This is a genomic window from Streptomyces sp. HUAS YS2 (assembly GCF_033343995.1).
GTDB classification, from domain to species: Bacteria; Actinomycetota; Actinomycetes; order Streptomycetales; family Streptomycetaceae; genus Streptomyces; species Streptomyces solicathayae.
On record NZ_CP137573.1, the window covers coordinates 2,999,496 to 3,016,231 of the forward strand.

Annotated in this window: 19 protein-coding genes; 2 read left to right on the top strand and 17 right to left on the bottom strand. The window is 68.1% G+C overall.

Going from position 1 to position 16,736, the window contains the following annotated elements; translation table 11 throughout:
* Positions 1-19 precede the first annotated feature (19 nt).
* Both R2D22_RS13465 and R2D22_RS13470 read right to left on the bottom strand, forming a co-directional pair.
* Positions 20-616 (bottom strand): DinB family protein, encoded by a 597-nt coding sequence (locus tag R2D22_RS13465; protein WP_318103382.1) that lies wholly within the window; start codon positions 614-616, stop codon positions 20-22.
* 83 nt (positions 617-699) lie between these two features.
* On the bottom strand, positions 700-1,593 hold the full coding sequence (locus R2D22_RS13470; RefSeq protein ID WP_318103383.1) for a hypothetical protein: 894 nt from the start codon (positions 1,591-1,593) through the stop codon (positions 700-702).
* A 191-nt stretch (positions 1,594-1,784) separates the two neighbouring features.
* On the opposite strand from R2D22_RS13470, the gene R2D22_RS13475 reads away from it, so the two are divergent.
* Positions 1,785-2,231, top strand: coding sequence for an anthrone oxygenase family protein (locus R2D22_RS13475; protein ID WP_318103384.1), 447 nt, complete (start codon positions 1,785-1,787; stop codon positions 2,229-2,231).
* 72 nt (positions 2,232-2,303) lie between these two features.
* On the opposite strand, the gene sigJ is transcribed toward R2D22_RS13475, so the two are convergent.
* Entirely contained in the window at positions 2,304-3,254 is a 951-nt protein-coding gene (gene sigJ, locus R2D22_RS13480) for an RNA polymerase sigma factor SigJ (RefSeq protein WP_318103385.1), read from the bottom strand.
* 179 nt (positions 3,255-3,433) lie between these two features.
* Here sigJ and R2D22_RS13485 point away from each other — a divergent pair, with 179 nt between their 5' ends.
* On the top strand, positions 3,434-3,820 hold the full coding sequence (locus tag R2D22_RS13485) for a DoxX family protein (RefSeq protein WP_318103386.1): 387 nt from the start codon (positions 3,434-3,436) through the stop codon (positions 3,818-3,820).
* A 504-nt stretch (positions 3,821-4,324) separates the two neighbouring features.
* Here R2D22_RS13485 and R2D22_RS13490 read toward each other — a convergent pair.
* From R2D22_RS13490 to R2D22_RS13555, 14 genes are all read right to left on the bottom strand, one after another.
* Positions 4,325-4,963 carry an OmpA family protein gene (locus R2D22_RS13490; protein ID WP_318103387.1) on the bottom strand — a complete coding sequence of 213 codons (639 nt, stop codon included), beginning with the start codon at positions 4,961-4,963 and terminating at the stop codon, positions 4,325-4,327.
* Entirely contained in the window at positions 4,963-5,553 is a 591-nt protein-coding gene (locus R2D22_RS13495) for a hypothetical protein (protein WP_318103388.1), read from the bottom strand. Before R2D22_RS13495 ends, R2D22_RS13490 begins: the two co-directional genes overlap by 1 nt.
* 29 nt (positions 5,554-5,582) lie before the next feature.
* Positions 5,583-6,242 carry a pilus assembly protein TadG-related protein gene (locus R2D22_RS13500; RefSeq protein ID WP_318103389.1) on the bottom strand — a complete coding sequence of 220 codons (660 nt, stop codon included), beginning with the start codon at positions 6,240-6,242 and terminating at the stop codon, positions 5,583-5,585.
* Positions 6,239-6,472 carry a hypothetical protein gene (locus tag R2D22_RS13505; RefSeq protein ID WP_318103391.1) on the bottom strand — a complete coding sequence of 78 codons (234 nt, stop codon included), beginning with the start codon at positions 6,470-6,472 and terminating at the stop codon, positions 6,239-6,241. The genes R2D22_RS13500 and R2D22_RS13505 overlap by 4 nt, the downstream gene beginning before the upstream one ends.
* A 233-nt stretch (positions 6,473-6,705) precedes the next feature.
* A complete protein-coding gene (locus R2D22_RS13510) occupies positions 6,706-7,797 on the bottom strand; it encodes a response regulator (protein WP_318103392.1) in 1,092 nt (363 codons plus the stop codon).
* Between the two features lie 19 nt (positions 7,798-7,816).
* The gene (locus tag R2D22_RS13515) at positions 7,817-9,145 is read right to left on the bottom strand and encodes a sensor histidine kinase (protein ID WP_318103393.1); all 1,329 of its coding nucleotides are present in this window, start codon (positions 9,143-9,145) and stop codon (positions 7,817-7,819) included.
* A 46-nt stretch (positions 9,146-9,191) separates the two neighbouring features.
* The gene (locus tag R2D22_RS13520) at positions 9,192-10,076 is read right to left on the bottom strand and encodes a DUF5936 domain-containing protein (protein ID WP_318103394.1); all 885 of its coding nucleotides are present in this window, start codon (positions 10,074-10,076) and stop codon (positions 9,192-9,194) included.
* Between the two features lie 17 nt (positions 10,077-10,093).
* On the bottom strand, positions 10,094-11,032 hold the full coding sequence (locus R2D22_RS13525; protein ID WP_318103396.1) for a type II secretion system F family protein: 939 nt from the start codon (positions 11,030-11,032) through the stop codon (positions 10,094-10,096).
* Positions 11,033-11,097: 65 nt separating this feature from the next.
* Complete coding sequence (locus R2D22_RS13530; RefSeq protein WP_318103397.1) at positions 11,098-12,435, bottom strand: TadA family conjugal transfer-associated ATPase; 1,338 nt, start codon at positions 12,433-12,435, stop codon at positions 11,098-11,100.
* 66 nt (positions 12,436-12,501) lie between these two features.
* Positions 12,502-12,870, bottom strand: coding sequence for a TadE family protein (locus tag R2D22_RS13535; RefSeq protein ID WP_318103398.1), 369 nt, complete (start codon positions 12,868-12,870; stop codon positions 12,502-12,504).
* Between the two features lie 2 nt (positions 12,871-12,872).
* The gene (locus tag R2D22_RS13540; protein ID WP_318103399.1) at positions 12,873-13,289 is read right to left on the bottom strand and encodes a TadE family protein; all 417 of its coding nucleotides are present in this window, start codon (positions 13,287-13,289) and stop codon (positions 12,873-12,875) included.
* A gap of 46 nt (positions 13,290-13,335) precedes the next feature.
* On the bottom strand, positions 13,336-14,592 hold the full coding sequence (locus tag R2D22_RS13545) for a CpaE/TadZ family protein (protein WP_318103400.1): 1,257 nt from the start codon (positions 14,590-14,592) through the stop codon (positions 13,336-13,338).
* Positions 14,593-14,599: 7 nt separating this feature from the next.
* Entirely contained in the window at positions 14,600-15,316 is a 717-nt protein-coding gene (gene cpaB / locus R2D22_RS13550) for a Flp pilus assembly protein CpaB (RefSeq protein ID WP_318103401.1), read from the bottom strand.
* A gap of 197 nt (positions 15,317-15,513) precedes the next feature.
* Positions 15,514-16,368 (bottom strand): hypothetical protein, encoded by an 855-nt coding sequence (locus R2D22_RS13555; RefSeq protein WP_318103402.1) that lies wholly within the window; start codon positions 16,366-16,368, stop codon positions 15,514-15,516.
* Positions 16,369-16,736: the final 368 nt, after the last annotated feature.

Below are 16,736 nucleotides of genomic sequence, written 5' to 3' on the forward strand. Positions count from 1 at the left end.
TCGGCCGGAACGTACCCGGTCAGGACTTCCCCGCCTCCCGCGCGGCGGCCTCGACGCGGCGCCAATGCTCTTCCCAGGCCGCCTGGTCGCCGGGTGGCATGTTGTCCCTCTCCGCCGTGTACCCGACGGCCCCGTCGCTGAGTTCCCGCAGGATGTCGGCGTGCCCGGCATGCCGCTGGGTGTCCGCGAGGACGCGCACCAGCAGGTGGTGGAGCGTCGGCGACTGCCGATCGGCCGGCCACCAGGGCACGCTACCGGTCGCGTCCAGCGGCAACTCGGCGACGGTGGCGGCGGTGTGCTCCCACGCCTGCCGATAGAGCCCCACGATGTGCTCCCGCGACTCCTCCGCGGTCGCCCACATGTCGGCGTTGTCCTCGGCGGTCTCCCGGTACCACTCCGGCGCGTCGTCGCCGAAGAACGGCCGCCCGAACGTGTCGCCGAAGTACCCGAGTTCCACCCCGGTCAGATGCTTGACGAGGCCGAGCAGGTTGGTGCCGGTCGGCGTCATGGGCCGCCTCATGTCGTACTCGGACAGCCCGTCGAGCTTCCAGAGCAGCGCGTCACGGGCGTCCTGCAGATAGCGGAGAAGATCCGCTTTGGCTTGAGAGTCGTCCATACACCGAGTCTTCCACCGGGCACTGACAACGGGCCGAGGGACGGCCGCCGGGCTGCCGCCCGGCCCCACGGCACGCGAGCCCGTCAGGTCCAGTCGATCCGATGGCCGTCACGCTCGAAGGACTCCTCGACACCGGCCCAGTCCTCGACCCACTCTCCGACGGGGGCGACCGTCATCTCCGGGTCGTCCGCGACGAAGATCATGACGCCCTCGGCCTCTCCCTCCTCCTCTGTCTGAGCGAGGTCTGCGAGGCGGTCGACCCGTACGTACCTGCCGGCATCGGCGCCGGCCACGATCCGACCCACAGCCCCGAAGCGAGGCACAGAGTTCCCGTACTTCGCGATGACCGCCGAGCGGTCGAGGACCGCCGTCACACGGATCGTCGACTCCGACGAGGTGCCGGCGACGCCGTCACGCCAAGCCGCCGCGACCGCCACGTAATGCCGGCCCACCTCCGCAGCACTCACGCGCAGCGTGGGCAGCAGGACGGCAACAGCGTCATCACTCCGGGACGAAAGAGTCCCGACATCGCCCTTCTGCGCGGCCTGCTCGCGGGAGCCCAGATCCTGTCCCGCCCGCTCACCGAGTTCGGCCACGAACTCTCCGGCCGCCAGGGCGATCTGATCCGCGCCTTGCGCCTTCCCCCACAGCAGGAAGCCCAGCCCCGAGTGGACCGCGTCGAAGCCCTCGACGGCTACCGAGTCGAGGTCTCCTTCGTCCGATGCCGCGTCCAGCAGCTCTTGCAGCTCACGGTAGAGCAGTTCGACCCGCGCCTCGTCCACCGCCCCCGGTTCCCACAGCAAATCAAGGGCCCGGAACCAGGCATCGGGCGCGGCCTCGCCCGTGGACTCGGCAACGGCCCAGAAGGCCACCGCGCAGGCACGCTCCGCGCAGCCCGCCACGAAGGCCCTGGCCTGCGCGAAGGATGCCGAGTGGGCGAAGCGCCCCACACTCTCCGACAGGTGCACGTTGCTCACGTTCTCCCACTTCTTCCGCTATGAAGGTCAGCTGGACTGCAGGAGTCCCAGGGAGGCGACACCACCCCGCGACAGCCGCGACCACGATCCTGTTGCGACAGGGTTCGACCCTAGCAACGCTAGACAATCGAGCGGCAGCAGTACTAGCTTTGCCTCACTGGCTAGCAGCGCTAGATCCTGGAGGGGTCATCATGCTCAACGCACTCGAGGTGTTCACCACCGTGGTCGTCGGCCTGATGGTGGGGGTGGAGTTCTCCGTCGCCTTCGTCATGAACCGGATCTTCAACGCACTGCCCGAGGACAGTGACCAACTCGCCCGCGCCCACGGGGGCCGGATGCTCGGCGCCCTGATGCCGTTCTGGTACATCGGCTCGCTCGTCCTCAGCGCGATCTGGGCCATCGCCGGATGGCACCGACCCGGCGCCGGCCTCGTCGTCACCGCCGCCGCGCTGCTGATCGTCAGCGTGATCATGTCGATCGTGCTGCTCGTCCCGATCAACAACCGGGGCAAGACGTGGACCCCCGAGAACCGGCCCGCCGACTGGAAGGAGCAGATGAACCGCTGGGACCGCTACCACTACGTCCGCGTCGCCGTCATCATCGGCGCCTTCACCCTGCTGGTCACCGCCCTCACCTGAGCCCCCGGGCCGACACCGCAGGCGGCTTCCGGGAACAGCGGGCCATCGGCGGCCTGCCCGTGCGACGTCGGGTTACCGCGTCTCCCGAAGCCGCGCCTCCGGCAGTCGCGCGATGTCGGACACCGGTCCGATGTGGCCGAGCTTGTCGGGGTTGGACACGGAGTGGATCGCCCGCACCATGCCGTCGACGACATCGAGTTCGACCACGCTTGCCACGCGCCCTTCCGCGTCGACGATCAGCGCCCCCGGCCGGCCGTTGATCCAAACAGGCCGGAGCGCGGCACCGAGCGACCGAAGCCGTCGCAGCCCGCCGACGAACAGCTGCACCACACGCAGAGGCTCGGTCACCGACTTCCCGATCGCCCGCGCCTTGCCGCCGCCGTCCCCGTGGAACACCACGCCCGGCGCGAGCATGCCGAGCAGCGCGTCCATCTCGCCGCCCGCCGCGGCCTCGAAGAACGTACGGGCGAGCTCCCCGCCCTCCGCCCGCCTCGCCGGGGCCGGCGCGCTGTCCGCCACGGGTCCCGCGGCAGCGATGCGCTTCCTGGCACGAGCGAAGATCTGCCGGCAGTTCGCCTCGGACTTGCCGGTGGTCCTCGCGACGTCCGGGTAGTCGTACCCGAACACCTCGCGCAGCATGAACACCGCCCGCTCCACCGGCGACAGGGCCTCCAGCAGGACGAGGAAGGCCATCGACAGGGAGTCGGCCAGTTCGGCGTGTTCGGCCGGACCCGGCCGGTCGGCGGAGACCACGACCGGCTCGGGCAGCCACTCCCCCACGTAGGTCTCCCGCCGCACTCGCGCCGAACGCAGGTGGTTGATGCCCAGACGCGTCACCGACGTCGTCAGATACGCCTTTGGGGCGGCGATCTCGGTCCCCACCTGGTGGGCCCGGGTCAGACCGAGGAACGCGTCCTGCACGATGTCCTCGGCGTCGCCCACGGACCCTGTCATCCCATAGGCGATGGAGAAGAGCAGCGGCCGGTAGCCCGCCGCGTCCCCCAGATCCGTCGGTTCCGGCACGGAAACCCCCTCGACTCCCCCGGCTCCAGCCCGACTCCCGTACCGCGCAGGCTATCCGAGACGTCCGGCTTGCGGATCAAGAACGGAGCGGGTGACCCAGGTCACGTTCGGCTCCTGTCACAGCTCACCGGGGTGCCCTGTCTGAGAGGGGCAACAGCGAACAACGACAAAGGAATCCGATGAACCTCGCCCTGTGGATCGTGACCGGACTGCTCGCCGCTGCCTTCCTGCTCGGGGGAGCCTTCAAGGTGATCACGCCGAAGGAGAAGATAGCCGCTGGTGGGTCGAGCGGCAGATGGGTCGAGGACTTCAGCGAGGGCGGTGTCAAGGCCATCGGAGCCCTCGAGGTCCTGGCCGCGGCGGGCCTGGTCCTGCCCGCCGTACTCGGCATCGCGCCGGTTCTGGTGCCCCTGGCCGCCCTCGGTCTGGTGCTGCTCATGCTGGGTGCGGCAGCCACCCGCATCCGACGCCACGAGACCAAGCTCGTGATGGTGGACCTGGCCTATGTCGCCCTGGCCGCCTTCGTGGCGTGGGGCCGCTTCGGCCCCGAGTCCTTCATCGGCTGACGGAGAGCATGGGCGACGGTCGTCTGTACGCACCAAGGAGTGAACGGCCGTACGGGAGACCCCTCGTGTACGGCCCGTTCACGACTCGGACTTCTACGGGGCCTGCTCCCGCAGGCCGTTCTTGATCGACTCCCGGATCTCCTCCCCGGCAAGGCCGCGCCGAAAGTACTGCTCGGCCAGTGCCGGCAACCACGGCTCGAACCGGCTGAGGTCATCCGAAAGTACGCAAGCGGCTCCACCAACAGTGCCGCCTCGAGAACGGCGCGGGCGAGCCGGACGGTCCCCTCGTCCTCCTCGTCGGGCCACTGGCCCCAGTCGAACGGCATGGCTCGCAAGGGCGCCGGCAGCAGCGGCTTGTTGTCGGCCGTCACTTCACTCCCAGGTACTCCAGCGCCTTCATCGGACGGGCCTTCCGCTGTGGCCCTGACCCGGTGCCGCACAACGCAGCGGGGCCGCGGCCGAGTCGAAACTCGGCGACGGCCCCGCGCGTCGTAAGTGGTGTGACTACGCGCCGCTCGCGGCGCGCTGGAAGGAGACCTCCACGCGGCGGTTCTTCTTCCGGCCTTCCTCCGTGCCGTTGTCGGCGATGGGGTACTGCTCGCCGTAGCCGCGGATCTCGTAGGTGATCCCGGCGGAGGCGAGTTCCTTCGCCAGCACGGTGTGCACCGCCTCGGCGCGCTGCTTGGACAGCACGTCGCCGTGCGCCGAGGAACCGAGGTTGTCGGTGAAGCCGAAGACGCGGACCTTCTTCGCGTCCTGCTTCTTGATCTCGGCGGCGATCGCGGCGATGCGGGAGTTCGCGGCGGAAGACAGCTTGGCGCTGTCCTTGCCGAACAGCACCTCCGCCTGGAGCGCGAACTTGATGTCGGCGTTCGTGTCCTCGCGACGCTCGTTGCCCTCGAGGTCCTCGATCACGGACTTGATGTCGAGCACCTTGGCCGGCGCGAGCGTGCCGCCGTCGGGGAGCTTCAGATCGGGGTCGTTGGCATCGATCTTCACGGGCGCCGCGGCGGACGCGGACGGGTACGGATTCTCGTCAGCAAGAGCATTCGGCGTGAGCACACCGAAGGCGAGCGCTCCGGTGACAGCGACACCGGCCGCGCGCACGGCGATTCGCCGGGTACGGGTCAGGGTCACGGTCATCAGGAGATCTCAATCGGCGCGTTGGGGAAGCCCGGGAACTGGAGGTCGACGGTGGTGGTCGAGGTAGGAGGCGCCGGGAACTGGGCGAAGAACTGGAAAGTCGCGCCCGCCGCGATGGACGGGTCGAATCCCGCGGTGGTGAGGGGACGGTTGTCCGTGTCCCTCAGCACGTAGTAGCGCTTCTTCTCCTTGGAGTCCACCAGCGTCATGGCGGCCACCGAGCGGCCGCTGCCGGCAACGTCCTGCTCCTGACCACTCCACTGGATCGGCGTCGTGTACGCGTTCTGAGTGGTGTTCTTGAACGCACCGCTCACGGTGACGAACCCACCGGCGTCCCGCTTGACCTCGTGGATGACCATCTCGATGCCGTCATTGCCCTTGAGGGTCGCAACGACCTTGCTGTTGTCCGGGTAGGTCTTGCCGTCACCGCTCTTCGACGGCTGCTGCTTACCCGAGGACGACGACGAGGAGGCGTTCTCCTTCGACGTCCCGGGGTCCTCACCGCAGGCCGTCAGCGAGAAGGCCAGGGCCGCCGCCAACAGCGCGGCTGCGCCGGCTCGACGCGTCGTCCTCACATGCCGAATGCTCATGAATGGTCTTCCTTTGTGTTCGCTCGCGGTCAGTCCTCGGCCAGGCGGACGTTGAACAGGTCCGCCATGCCCGGAAGGAGGTCAAGATTCCCTGGGTCTAGTTCCCAGTCGCTGCCGTCACAGATGAGACCGCCCAGGGAGGGCTTAGGCTTGTCGTTGCCCTTGCCCTGATCGTCGTCGTCCCCGTCCTCGGGCTTCGGCGCCTCTGGGGGCTTGAACTGGCACCGGAACTCGACCACGGCCGTGGCCTTGGATTCCGCGTGCTTCGTCTCGGTCCCGTCGACAATGCTGTTGCCCATGGACTGCTGCGCCCTGACGTCCACCGTCACGCCCCATCGTCCGCCCCACAGCTCGTTGCAGCTGAGCTGATGCGCGCCGTTGGCCTGGGCGAACCGCGGTCCTCCGTAGCAACCGCTGCGCCGCTCCGGCACGTTGCCATTGGCGAAGAGAGCCATGAGCCACGGCACGTCGCGGGCGAGGATGTGTTCACGGAGAGGGTCGTCGAGATCATCTCGGGACTGCTGTGCCGCCGCCAGAGCGGCGGCGTCCGCCGCCGTCTGTGTCTTGTTGCGGCTGACATCGGCCTGACCGAACGCGAAGAACATCAACGCAAGGAAGAGCAGGCCGACAACCGCTGTGATGTACAGCGGTGTGGCCTGCCCTTCCTCGCCGCGAGCGAGTCGGCTCACTTGTTGAGGACCTCGTTGATCTTCGTGGTGAACTTGTTCGCCATGGTCTCGCCCATCTTGGTGTTCAGCAGGGCGACCAGGATGGCGACCACGAGGATCGTGATGCCGACGTACTCCAGCGCGCCCTGGCCACGCTCGCGCTTCTTCTGCAGGGCGTCGATGCGGGTGTCGACCCAGGAACCGACGTAGACCTTGGTGGCGGTGGCGGTCTTCAGCATGACGTCGTTCATGATGTTCCCCTTCGGGTTCGGCCGACCGATAGTCGGCCGACTCTGCGTAAGTCTTCGTGTCTTCCGCGCTTCCGGCTTCCTCCTGGCCGGTCTCGCTTTCGACATGAGAAACGTACGCCGGGGCAACACCCTCGGACATGGGCCCTAGGGCCCAACTCCGGTCCCAACGCGGGGATTGGGCCCTGTGCTCGCTCGCGTGGGCCTGAAGGCCCAGGCCCAGGGAGGCGTCTCGCTCAGGCATTGCGGGACGCACCTCCTCTCGCGATGCCGTGCCAGATGGCGATGGCCTCGCCACGGCTGCCGGCGTTGAGCTTGGCGAAGATGCGGTTGATGTGGTTCTTGACGGTCTTCTGGCTGATGAAGCAGGTGGCAGCGATCTGCTGATTGGTCATGCCCGACGCGATCAGGTCCATCACTTCCACCTCCCTCTGGCTCAGTTCGGACAGCAGGGCCCCCGCGTTCTGGGGGCTCGTCGAAGACTGTCCCATATTCGCTTGCAAAAGCGAAGGGTTTTGAGGTGAATGTTGCGCGGCCGTCACCGGGGCAACAGCGTTCACCTGCGGGTTCATTGGCGGCATGGGCCGGTGATGCCCACTTGTTTCGTATGCGGGTGCAGATGGTTGCTGCGGCACTGTCGGCTGGTAGCCGGGCCCGGTGAACGCCGTTCCCAGGCCCTCGGGCAGGGCCTGGCCGCCCTGACCCGGCACCCCGCCACGCAGCTGCTCCAGGAGCGCGGAGGAGGCGGAGTGGGTGAAGTGGGCACGTCCCTGCTTGATGTCGCGTACGGCCGCCACCAGCTGGTCCGCGGTGAACTCGCCGTGGACGAGGTAGCCGCCGGCGCCCAGCCGCAGCGCCTCGTGCACGATCTCGCTCTCGCGGCTGTACGTCATCATCAGCACCGGCGCGATCCGCACCAGGTGGGGCAGGGCGGATATGCCGTCCACCCCCGGCATGCGGACGTCCAGGAGGACGACGTCGGGGCGGTGCTGGACAGCCGCCTCGTAGGCCTGACGCCCGTCCGCGCCCTCGGCGACGACCTCGATGTCGTCACGCCCGGAGAGCAGGACGGTCAGTCCGGCCCGTACGACGGGGTTGTCGTCGGCGACGACCACCCTCAGCGGCGGGGCTGCGGAGGGCGGATGGTCGGGCAGGGCGGGGAACCCTCCGGACGCGGGGACGGGTGAGGCGGGAACGGGCGATCCGGACACCGGTGTCCCTGCCGTGTGGTGGGAGCTGAGCGGTGACGGATGCGACGAGGTGTGCTGCGAGACGTGATGCTGCTGGGTCCAATGCTGCCCAGAGCTGTGGGATACGTCGTCCGGCATGGTTGTGGCCTCCTCTCTCTCAGAAGGTGGGGGTCAGGGAAGGAGCGACAAAGTGCTGTGGGGGGAGCAGTTGGGCCCACTCCGGGCCCAGGGCTGCGATGGACAGTTCCAGTCGTACTTCGGTGCCTTGTGCCGCCCGGCCCTTTCCTATGCGGATACGGGCGCCGACGGACGCGGCCCGCTCGACCATGCCGACCAGGCCGAAGTGCCCGGCCCGCTTCAGATCGTCGAGCGTGGTCCCGGCCGGCAGGCCGGTGCCGTCGTCGTACACGCTGATCCGCAGGACGTCCCCGACAATGCCGGCGGAGACCTCCACGTGGGTCGGGTGCGCGTGGCGGTGCGCGTTCTCCATGGCCTCGCCCGCGATGGTCAGCGCGTGACGCGCGATCACCTGCGGCATCGGAGGCACGTGGACCGTGCTGAGGTGGCGGAACGTCGCGTGGAAGCTGTGGCGGCGCGAGAAGTCGGCGGTCCGCGCCTCCAGTTCCGTCATGACGTCGACGCCGCCGTCGAGGCCCGATTCGCGGCGCAGGTCCGAGAGCAGCTCCCGGGACTCCGCCGCCGCCCGCCGGGCCGAGCGGGCGACCAGTTCGGCCTGGTGCTTGACGGTCAGCGGATCCATCCGCTCGACCGTGCTCGCCAGACCGTCCGCCGCGAGCGCCAGACCGTGCAGCGTCTTCGCCACGGAGTCGTGCATCTCCCGGGCGAGCCGGGCCCGCTCCCCCTCGACCGCCTCGTTGACGGCCAGGCGGGCGCGGGTCTCGGTCAGCGCGGTGGACGCGGCGCCGAAACGGAGCAGCAGACCGCGCAGGGTGCTGCCAACGGCGCCGGCCATCAGACAGAGACCGACGAGCAGGAGCGCGGAGATGTCGGCTTCCGCCGGGCTGACGCCGTAGGCCGCGCCGAGGAGGGCGACCTGGCAGCCGGCGAACACCGCGCCGCCGCGCCAGCTGTAGACCAGTCCGGCGAGCAGCGGCGTACAGATGGTGACGTACGCGAGCGTGGAGTTCGGCGAGGCGGCGAAGAGCAGCATGGCGCCGAACACCATGTCCACGGCGAGCAGCCACGGGTGCTTCAGCAGGAAGGGACCGAAGCGCTCCCAGTCACGCAGCAGGGCGTAGGAACCCATGACTGTGACCAGGACGGCTGCGCCTATGAGCCAACCGGCGGGCCCCTGCTCCGCCTTGGCCAGAGCGAAGGGAGTGGCGAGCGCCGTCATGGCGAGGCGGAAGCCGAAGAGCTGCCGACACAGCGCCTGGAGCGCATTGATCTGGATGGGTATGCCGGGGGCCGGCTCACTCGCCTGCTGAGGTAGCCCCCCGCTGATCCCGCCGGCCTGAAGCGTCATGCGGTCGTCACCTCCCTGTCGTCCTCGCCTCGCCTCGTGATGCCGATCAGCCGAACATGGAGTCGAAGTCGACGTCGGCGGCGTAGTAGAAGCCCACACCGATGAGAATCATCGTCGCCGGAAGCATGAAGCTGGTGACGATGAGCGTGGACTTCGGAACGGCCTTGGACGCCTTCTGCCGGGCCAGCTGCGCGTCGGTGCGCCGCATGTCGGTGGCGATCTGGATGAGCGTGTCGACGATGGGAGCACCGAGTTCCTCGCCCTGCTGGAGGGCGGAGACGAACATCGACACCTGCTCCGAGTCGTTCCGCTTGCGCAGCTCGTCGAAGGCCTGACGACGGCTCATACCCATGTCCATCTGGCGCAGCGTGATCTTGAGCTCGTCGGCCCAGGGGCCCTCGTACTTCTCCGAGACACGCTCCAGCGCCTGCCGGAAGCCGAGACCGGCGGAGACGACGACGGCGAGGACGTCGAGGAAGTCGGGAAGCGTCCGCTCGATGTTCTCCCGCCGCTTCTGCAGGGCGATACGGAGGAGGAAGTCCACCCAGAAGAGGCCGTAGACGGCGAAGATGAGCCCCAGGAAGATCTGGCCATTGATCAGTACGGAGAAGGCCGCCGCGCCGCCGAGGATCGAGTAACCCGCCTTGCGGGCGGCGTAGCGGTTGAGGGTCAGACCGTTCGGGTTACCGGCCAGGTCGAGCTTCCGACGCATGGCGTCGGCACGCTTCTGGCCCATGATCCGCAGCACGCGGTCCACGTGCCGTTCGCCCAGCTTGTCGATGAGCGATCCGGTGGCGGTGGTGCGCGAGGAGCCCGACTCCAGGGCGGACACGAGGTCTCCGGGGAGCTTCGCGTCGGCGCGGTACATCCGTACGCCCTGGAACACACCCCACACGGCGAGGCCGATGACCAGGGAAAGTATGAGATCCATGGTGGTTTCCCCGCCTTTCAGGTACGGATCTTGGTGAGTCGGTTGATGAGGAAGAAGCCGAGTCCGTAGAGCCCGGCCGAGATGATGACGGCGATCTTTCCGACGGTCGCCGCGGTCATGTCGTCCAGTGCGCCGTCCCGCATGCTGTTGATGACCAGCAGGAAGCCCGCGCCGAGCACGGGCACCATGATCGCCGTCATCTTGACCTGCGACAGCAGGGTGCTGACCTCACGCCGGGTCTCCTTGCGCTCTTCCAGCGTCTCTGTGAGGTTGCGCAGCGAGGTGACGATCGTGCCACCGGCGCGGCTGGACAGGATCAGAGTGGTGAGCAGCACGGTCAGCTCGCGCGAGGGCAGCCGCTCGCTGAGCTCGTTGAGCGCGTCCTCCAGCGAGTGGCCGACGGCAAGCTGGTCCGCCACCCGGCGCAGTTCCTCCTGGGCCGGGTCGTCCAGTTCCTCGCACGCCATCACGATGGCGGTACGCAGCGCCAGGCCGGCCTGAGTGGCGTTGGCCAGCAGACGGCTGAGCTCGGGCAGCTGGTTGATGAACGCGTCGGTGCGCTTGGCGATCTGCATGTCGAGGAAGGCCTTGCCGCCCCAGATACCGATGGCCACGGCGAGGAGACCGAAGAACGAGGCGAAGATCGCCGTCGCGATGAAGTACACGCCGACCAGGACGCCGACCACGTACACGACGTACTCGCCCACGGTGATGTCGAGACCTGTCGCAGCCAGCTTGCGCGCGATCTTCTTGCCCAGCTGGGTGCCGCGCATCCTACGGTCGACGCCGACGAACCGGCGGCGCCGGCCCAGGCCCTCGTACTGTCCCGTCTGGGACATCCGTCGGTACAGCTCGTCCTGATGGGCCTTGCCCGACGAGAAGGTGTGGACGCCGATGACAACGAGCACACACGCGACGAGTGTGACTCCGATCGTCAGGAGCGGGAGTTTGTCCATGTCGGGCGGAACCTTCTGGGTGAGCGGCGGATGGGGGGACGTGTGGGGACGGCGCCGGCCGGGGCCTACGCCGACTTGCGCATCACGAGCTGGTCGTCGGACTGCGCCACACCGAACGCGGCGGGAATGGGCTCGCTCCTCATGTAGAGCTTCTCGGCGATGCGCCTGGGCAGCGGGTAGTACTCGAAGTTGCCGTAGATCCGGCCGTCGGACGCCATCGGCTGGGCGTTGAACCGGCAGACCGAGACGATCCGGTAGTCCTCGCGGCCGTGCGAGTCGACGATGGCGATCTCGGTGATGCGACGGGAACCGTCGGCATGACGCGTCAGCTGGACGATCACGTCGAGGGCACTGTTGATCTGGTCCTTGATCGCCACGAAGGGGATCTCGACCTCGGACATGGACGCCAGGGTCTGGAGTCGCATGAGCGCGTCCTCGGCGTTGTTCGCGTGGACGGTGGCGAGCGACCCGTCGTGACCGGTCGACATCGCCTGGAGCATGTCGAGGGTCTCACCGCCACGGACCTCACCGACGATGATGCGGTCGGGGCGCATACGCAGGGAGTTCTTCACCAGGTCACGAATGGTGATCATGCCCTTGCCTTCGACGTTCGGCGGGCGGCTCTCCAGGGTGATGACGTGGGTCTGCTGGAGCCGGAGCTCGGCGGAGTCCTCGATCGTCACGATGCGCTCGCCGTCGGGGATGAGACCCGACAGCGCGTTCAGCAGCGTGGTCTTGCCGGTACCGGTGGCGCCGGACACGATCACGTTGAACTTGGCCCGCACCAGACCGGAGAGCAGCACCATCATGTGCTCGTCCAGCGAGCCCAGGCCGATCATCTCCGCGAGCGTGTACGCGCGGGGGAATCGACGGATGGTGAGGATCGGGCCGGTCAGGGACAGCGGCGGGATGATGACGTTGACACGTTCGCCGGAGGGCAGACGGGCGTCGACCATCGGATTCGCCTCGTCCACACGCCGGTTGACGGTGGAGACGATGCGCTCGATCGTCTGCATGAGCTGCTCGGACGACGAGAAGCGCATCGGCAGCAGTTCGAGCCGACCGCCGCGCTCGACGAAAACCTGGTCGGGTCCGTTGACCATGATTTCGGAGACGGACGCGTCTTCGAGCAGCGGTTCCAGGATGCCGAGACCGAGGGCCTCGTCGACGACGCGACGGATGAGCTGCGAGCGCTCGACCGTCGAGAGAACCGGGCCCTCGCGGCTGATGATGTGGCCGAGGACGCGCTCCAGGCGCGCCCGGCGGTCGGCCGCGGCCAGCGAGGACATCTCCGCGAGGTCGATCTCCTGCAGGAGCTTGGCGCGGTAGACACCGACGAGGAGGTCTCCCTCGTTCTGGCCACTGTTCGGCTCAGGGCTGTTGATGCGTGCCCTCAAGCTCATGTCGTCAACTCCTGCTTTTCACTGGTCGGTTGCTCGGTACTGCGAAATCGCCTCTGCCAGAGGCGGTCAGTCCTTCGGCATCGTGGCGCGCTTCTCGGCCGTGCCGAAGTCGATTCCCGGCACCACGGACGGGACCTTGACGCGGACGGTCACCGTGGCCTCGTCGCCCCAGCCCATGGGGAGGATCATCACGCCGCCGCCACTCTCCAGGAAGTCGGAGATCGCCTCGCGGCCGGCCGTCTCGGCCGACGTGTCGGACCGCTGGTCGGTCACGGCTCGAGCCGCGGCTCGCGCACCGGTGCCGGCCTGCTGCGCGGCGAAGACGCCGAGCCCAAGCTGAATCACGAGGAGGGCGACGATCAGCAGGATCGGGATCCAGCCGACGAGTTCCAGGGCCGCCTGGCCGCGGTCGCGGCGCACTGCTCGGAGCTTCATGGTCAGTTCTCCCTCACAGCTGCGGACTCGCCCGGGATCCGGATGTCCATCTTCGGACCGCCGGGGAAGAGCAGCGGAACCTTGAGATTGACCGTGGCCTTGACCAGGTCGCCGTCCGGCCAGCAGTCGATGTCGGCACCCTCGCGCCACGGTCCCGGCAGGTCTTCCTCGCCGGCCTTCTCGCAGGCCAGCTCCCGGCCGCCGGGCACCCAGATCCAGTCGGTCACCGTACCGGCCCGCACCCCCTTGTCCGCCGCGTTCCCCGCGAGCGAGAAGGTGTAGCCGACGAGGGCGCACTGCCAGAGGATGACCAGTACCGCGAGCATCATCGGGACCGTGCCGACGAACTCGATCGTGCCCTGGCCCCGGTCGTCACGCGACCGGGTGAGCGCTCCCGCTCCTATCCCTGGTGAACTCATGATTCAACGTTCCCCCTTGACTCCGTGTTGACGGCTGACGACTGACTTACGAGCGCGGCTTGCGCAAGCCGAAGGACCCGCGGTCCCCGCCCTTCGCACGCCCGCCGGCCTTCTCCGGCTGCTCGGCCTGCTTCACCATGCCCAGCTCGCCCGCCAGGGCCCACATCGCCTGCTTCACCACGGCCCGCGCCTCCAGGTCCTGCATGCGGCCCGCGTCCACGGCCGCCTGAAGTTCCTTGAAGTTGGACGGGATGGCGACGCCGGCGACCTTGGTCCCGGTGATCTTCTGGACGAGCGGCGGCTGGATCTCCGTGTTGCGGATGTAGCGGTTGACGACCGTCGTGGTCTCCTCCGCCTTGCGGATCTGGAGCCGGTCCCAGAGCTTGACCATGCGCTTGGCCGCCCGCACCGTGACGACGTCGGGCGTGGTGATCAGCAGCGTCGTGTCCGCCATCTCGATGGCGGCGGCGTTCGCGCTGTTCAGCACGGTGCCGCAATCGATGACCACGATCTCGTACTTGTTGCGCAGGGCGCTGATGGTCTGCCGTACCGCCCGGTCGTTGACCTCTTCGGCCCGTTCGCCCTCCGCCGGGGCGAGCAGCAGTGCGACCTTGCCCGCCTTGTCTCCGGAGTAGACGACGTCCTGGAGGACGCGGGGCGTGATGTCCGCGATGCCGGCGAGGTCGACGACCGACCGGCGGTGCTGGACGTCGACGTACGAGGCCACGTCGCCGGCCTGGAGGTCCAGGTCGACGAGGACCGTGCTCATGCCCGACGCCTGGGCGGCCAGCGCCGTCTGCACGGCGATAAGCGTCGTGCCGACGCCGCCCTTGGCTCCGCTGACCGTGACGACCATGCCGCCCGGGCCGCTCAGGACATCGGGCCCCTGGCCCAGGTGGCGGCGAACGCCGACGGACCAGGCCGCCGCCGCCTGCACGCGCTGGGCCAGCTCCTCGTACGAGAGGGGCAGGCCGACCAGGCCGCGCGCACCGGAGTCCGCGGCGGCCTGGTAGAGGCCCTGGCTGGCGTCGGCCGTGACGAGGATGACGCCGACGGCCGGGAACCGCATGGAGACCTCACGGATCAGCTCCAGCGCGGGGACCGGACCGATCCGTTCATGCACCAGGACGACCTCGGGCAGCTCGTCGAGCGACTCGCCCGCCAGGCGGGCGAGTGTGTCGAGCAGTGAGGTCGAGTCACCGACCGGCTGGGCCGGCTCCGCGTCCGGGAGCTGGCTCAGCAGGGTGGTGATGGATCGGGCGGCGTCGGCGTCACCGACGGCGGGGAGGATACGTGTGGTCATCCGGATGTCACCTACTCGCGTCTTCCTGCAGCGTGTACTTGTCGTCGCCCGGGCGCAGGGTGGTCGGGCTGCCCTTGGCGACAAGGGCGAGGCGAAGGTTCGCCGCGAAGGACTCGGCGTACGCCACGCGCTGCGCGTCCAGGGTGTTCAGGGCGAAGGTGATCGGCACCGCGTTGGCGGCCTGGTTGCGGTCTTCCTTCGTGGGCTCGAGAGCGGTCAGCTGACCGACGTCCAGCACCTTGGCGTTGACCACGATGATGCGCGACTCCGACGGCTTGCCCTTGCCGAGCTCGTCACCGGCGAACGTCGCGTAGATGTTGACCAGCGAGCCCTGCGTGATCTTGCCGGCGACACCGGTCGCCGCGTCGATCATGATCGCGATCTCCTGCTGGCCGTTCTCCAGCGCCGGGCGCTGGACGATCATGTCCTCCTGGAGGAGGGAGCCACGCCGGAGGCCGGTCACGGCGGTCTTCTGGTCGATCACGCTGATGTCCGTGACCGCGGTCGAGGAGAGCCAGCGCTTCGGCATCTTGACCTTTTCGAACTGCGCGGGCGTCAGCTTGCTATATGCGGCTATGTCCGTCTTCAGTCGGTATGCCGTGACTTCCGGTCCCACCTTGGAATTCACGTCGCTGATCACCGACAGAACACCGGCGAACGCGGCAAAGGCGCACAGTACGGAGAGAAGCAGAAGAACGACGCCGCGGCGTTGGCGTGAATTCATGGGCGGGACAACCTCATTGGGAGACGACTACGGGCAAGCGGATGGGCAGCGGTTCAGGTGGCGCGCTTCGAGCGGGAGTTGCGAGTCGGGCTTCGAGCGGTTCCGTCGTACCGGGCTTCTGACCGGGCACCCGAGGAAGCAGAGGGGAGGAACATGCGCGTCCGCAGGACGCGCCCCCCGGCGTTCCTCGGTGCCCCCTAAGCGTTCAGGACACCTTGAGCGTGGTTTTGGTTCTCCGCCGAGCTCAACGGGGCCGCGCAGAACCCGCACCGGTCACCGATGAGTTCGAGGCCGCACCAGGTGCAGACCTCGCGTCGCACGGATGAGACCAGCTGGTAGACGATGGAGATGTTGGGCAGGAACGCGGCGAACTCGACGAGTTTCGAAGTGCCCCACCATCCGGCGGACTCCGCCGGCAGTGTCACCTCCTGCACCCCCTGCACCTGCCAGGCGGGGGCCAGGGTACTCGTGACCCAGTCGGACTGGAGCTGACCCTTGGCGACCGCGAGATGGGTGCCGAACTCCGGGCCGGCCAGGTCCCCGCCGCCGATCTTGATGAGCTGGGGCGTCGGGTTGGCCAGGACCGCGAACTGGGATCCGGGGACCCACGACTTGGCGTGCGTCTTGAGGCTGACGGGCACGCGGTCGAGCCGGGTAACCGAGTTCAGCAGGGCTCCGGAGTAGATGTAGTGCGAGAGCAGGCGGGCGGCCGAGGCCACCACCCCTGCGCTGAAGTCGCAGATGGACAGCTGGCGCAGCTGCCGGACCAGGACCGCGACGCCCAGCGGAGGCAGGTCGAGCTTCAGCAGGGCGATGCGGTCGCTCTCCAGGACCGCGCGGATGGTGTGCAACCGCCGTTCGTGGGCAGGCGAGATGTTGGCCGGGTACGCCGCGACGACGTATCCGTGCTGCTCGACCAGGACCTGCATGTCGGCGAGCGCGGCCTCCAGTGGCTGTGCGTCCGGGTGCTGCAGTAGTGCGGCGGTCGGTGTCTGATGATCTTGTGGTGGCAGCACCAGTTCCGTACTGGTGACGGCAATGGCGGTCGGCACGCTGATTCCCCGTTCAGGCTCCGTCCACCGGGGTCCCGGTGGCCGCAGTTCCCTCATACTCTTTCGCGCTCAGTATCAGCACTTTATCCACCTCCTACGACACAGAGAACACCTATCAGGTCCCAGGCGGGCAACCATCACAAGGCCTCTACGGTCAATTCGGGCAAAAAGGCCGGTAGTTAACGGTTCTATCATCTCTCCCGCCCGTCACCGGACCGGGCCCAATGTCCCAGGTGGGCCCACATTGGGGTCCCAGGGCCCACGCCGTCCCCTCCCACGATCCGTACCGTCTGGTTCCGTTCACTGGAATCACCAGCAGGCCGCGGCCGTGCGGCAGCCTTCGGAGGGGGCGCGGTATGCGACGAGGA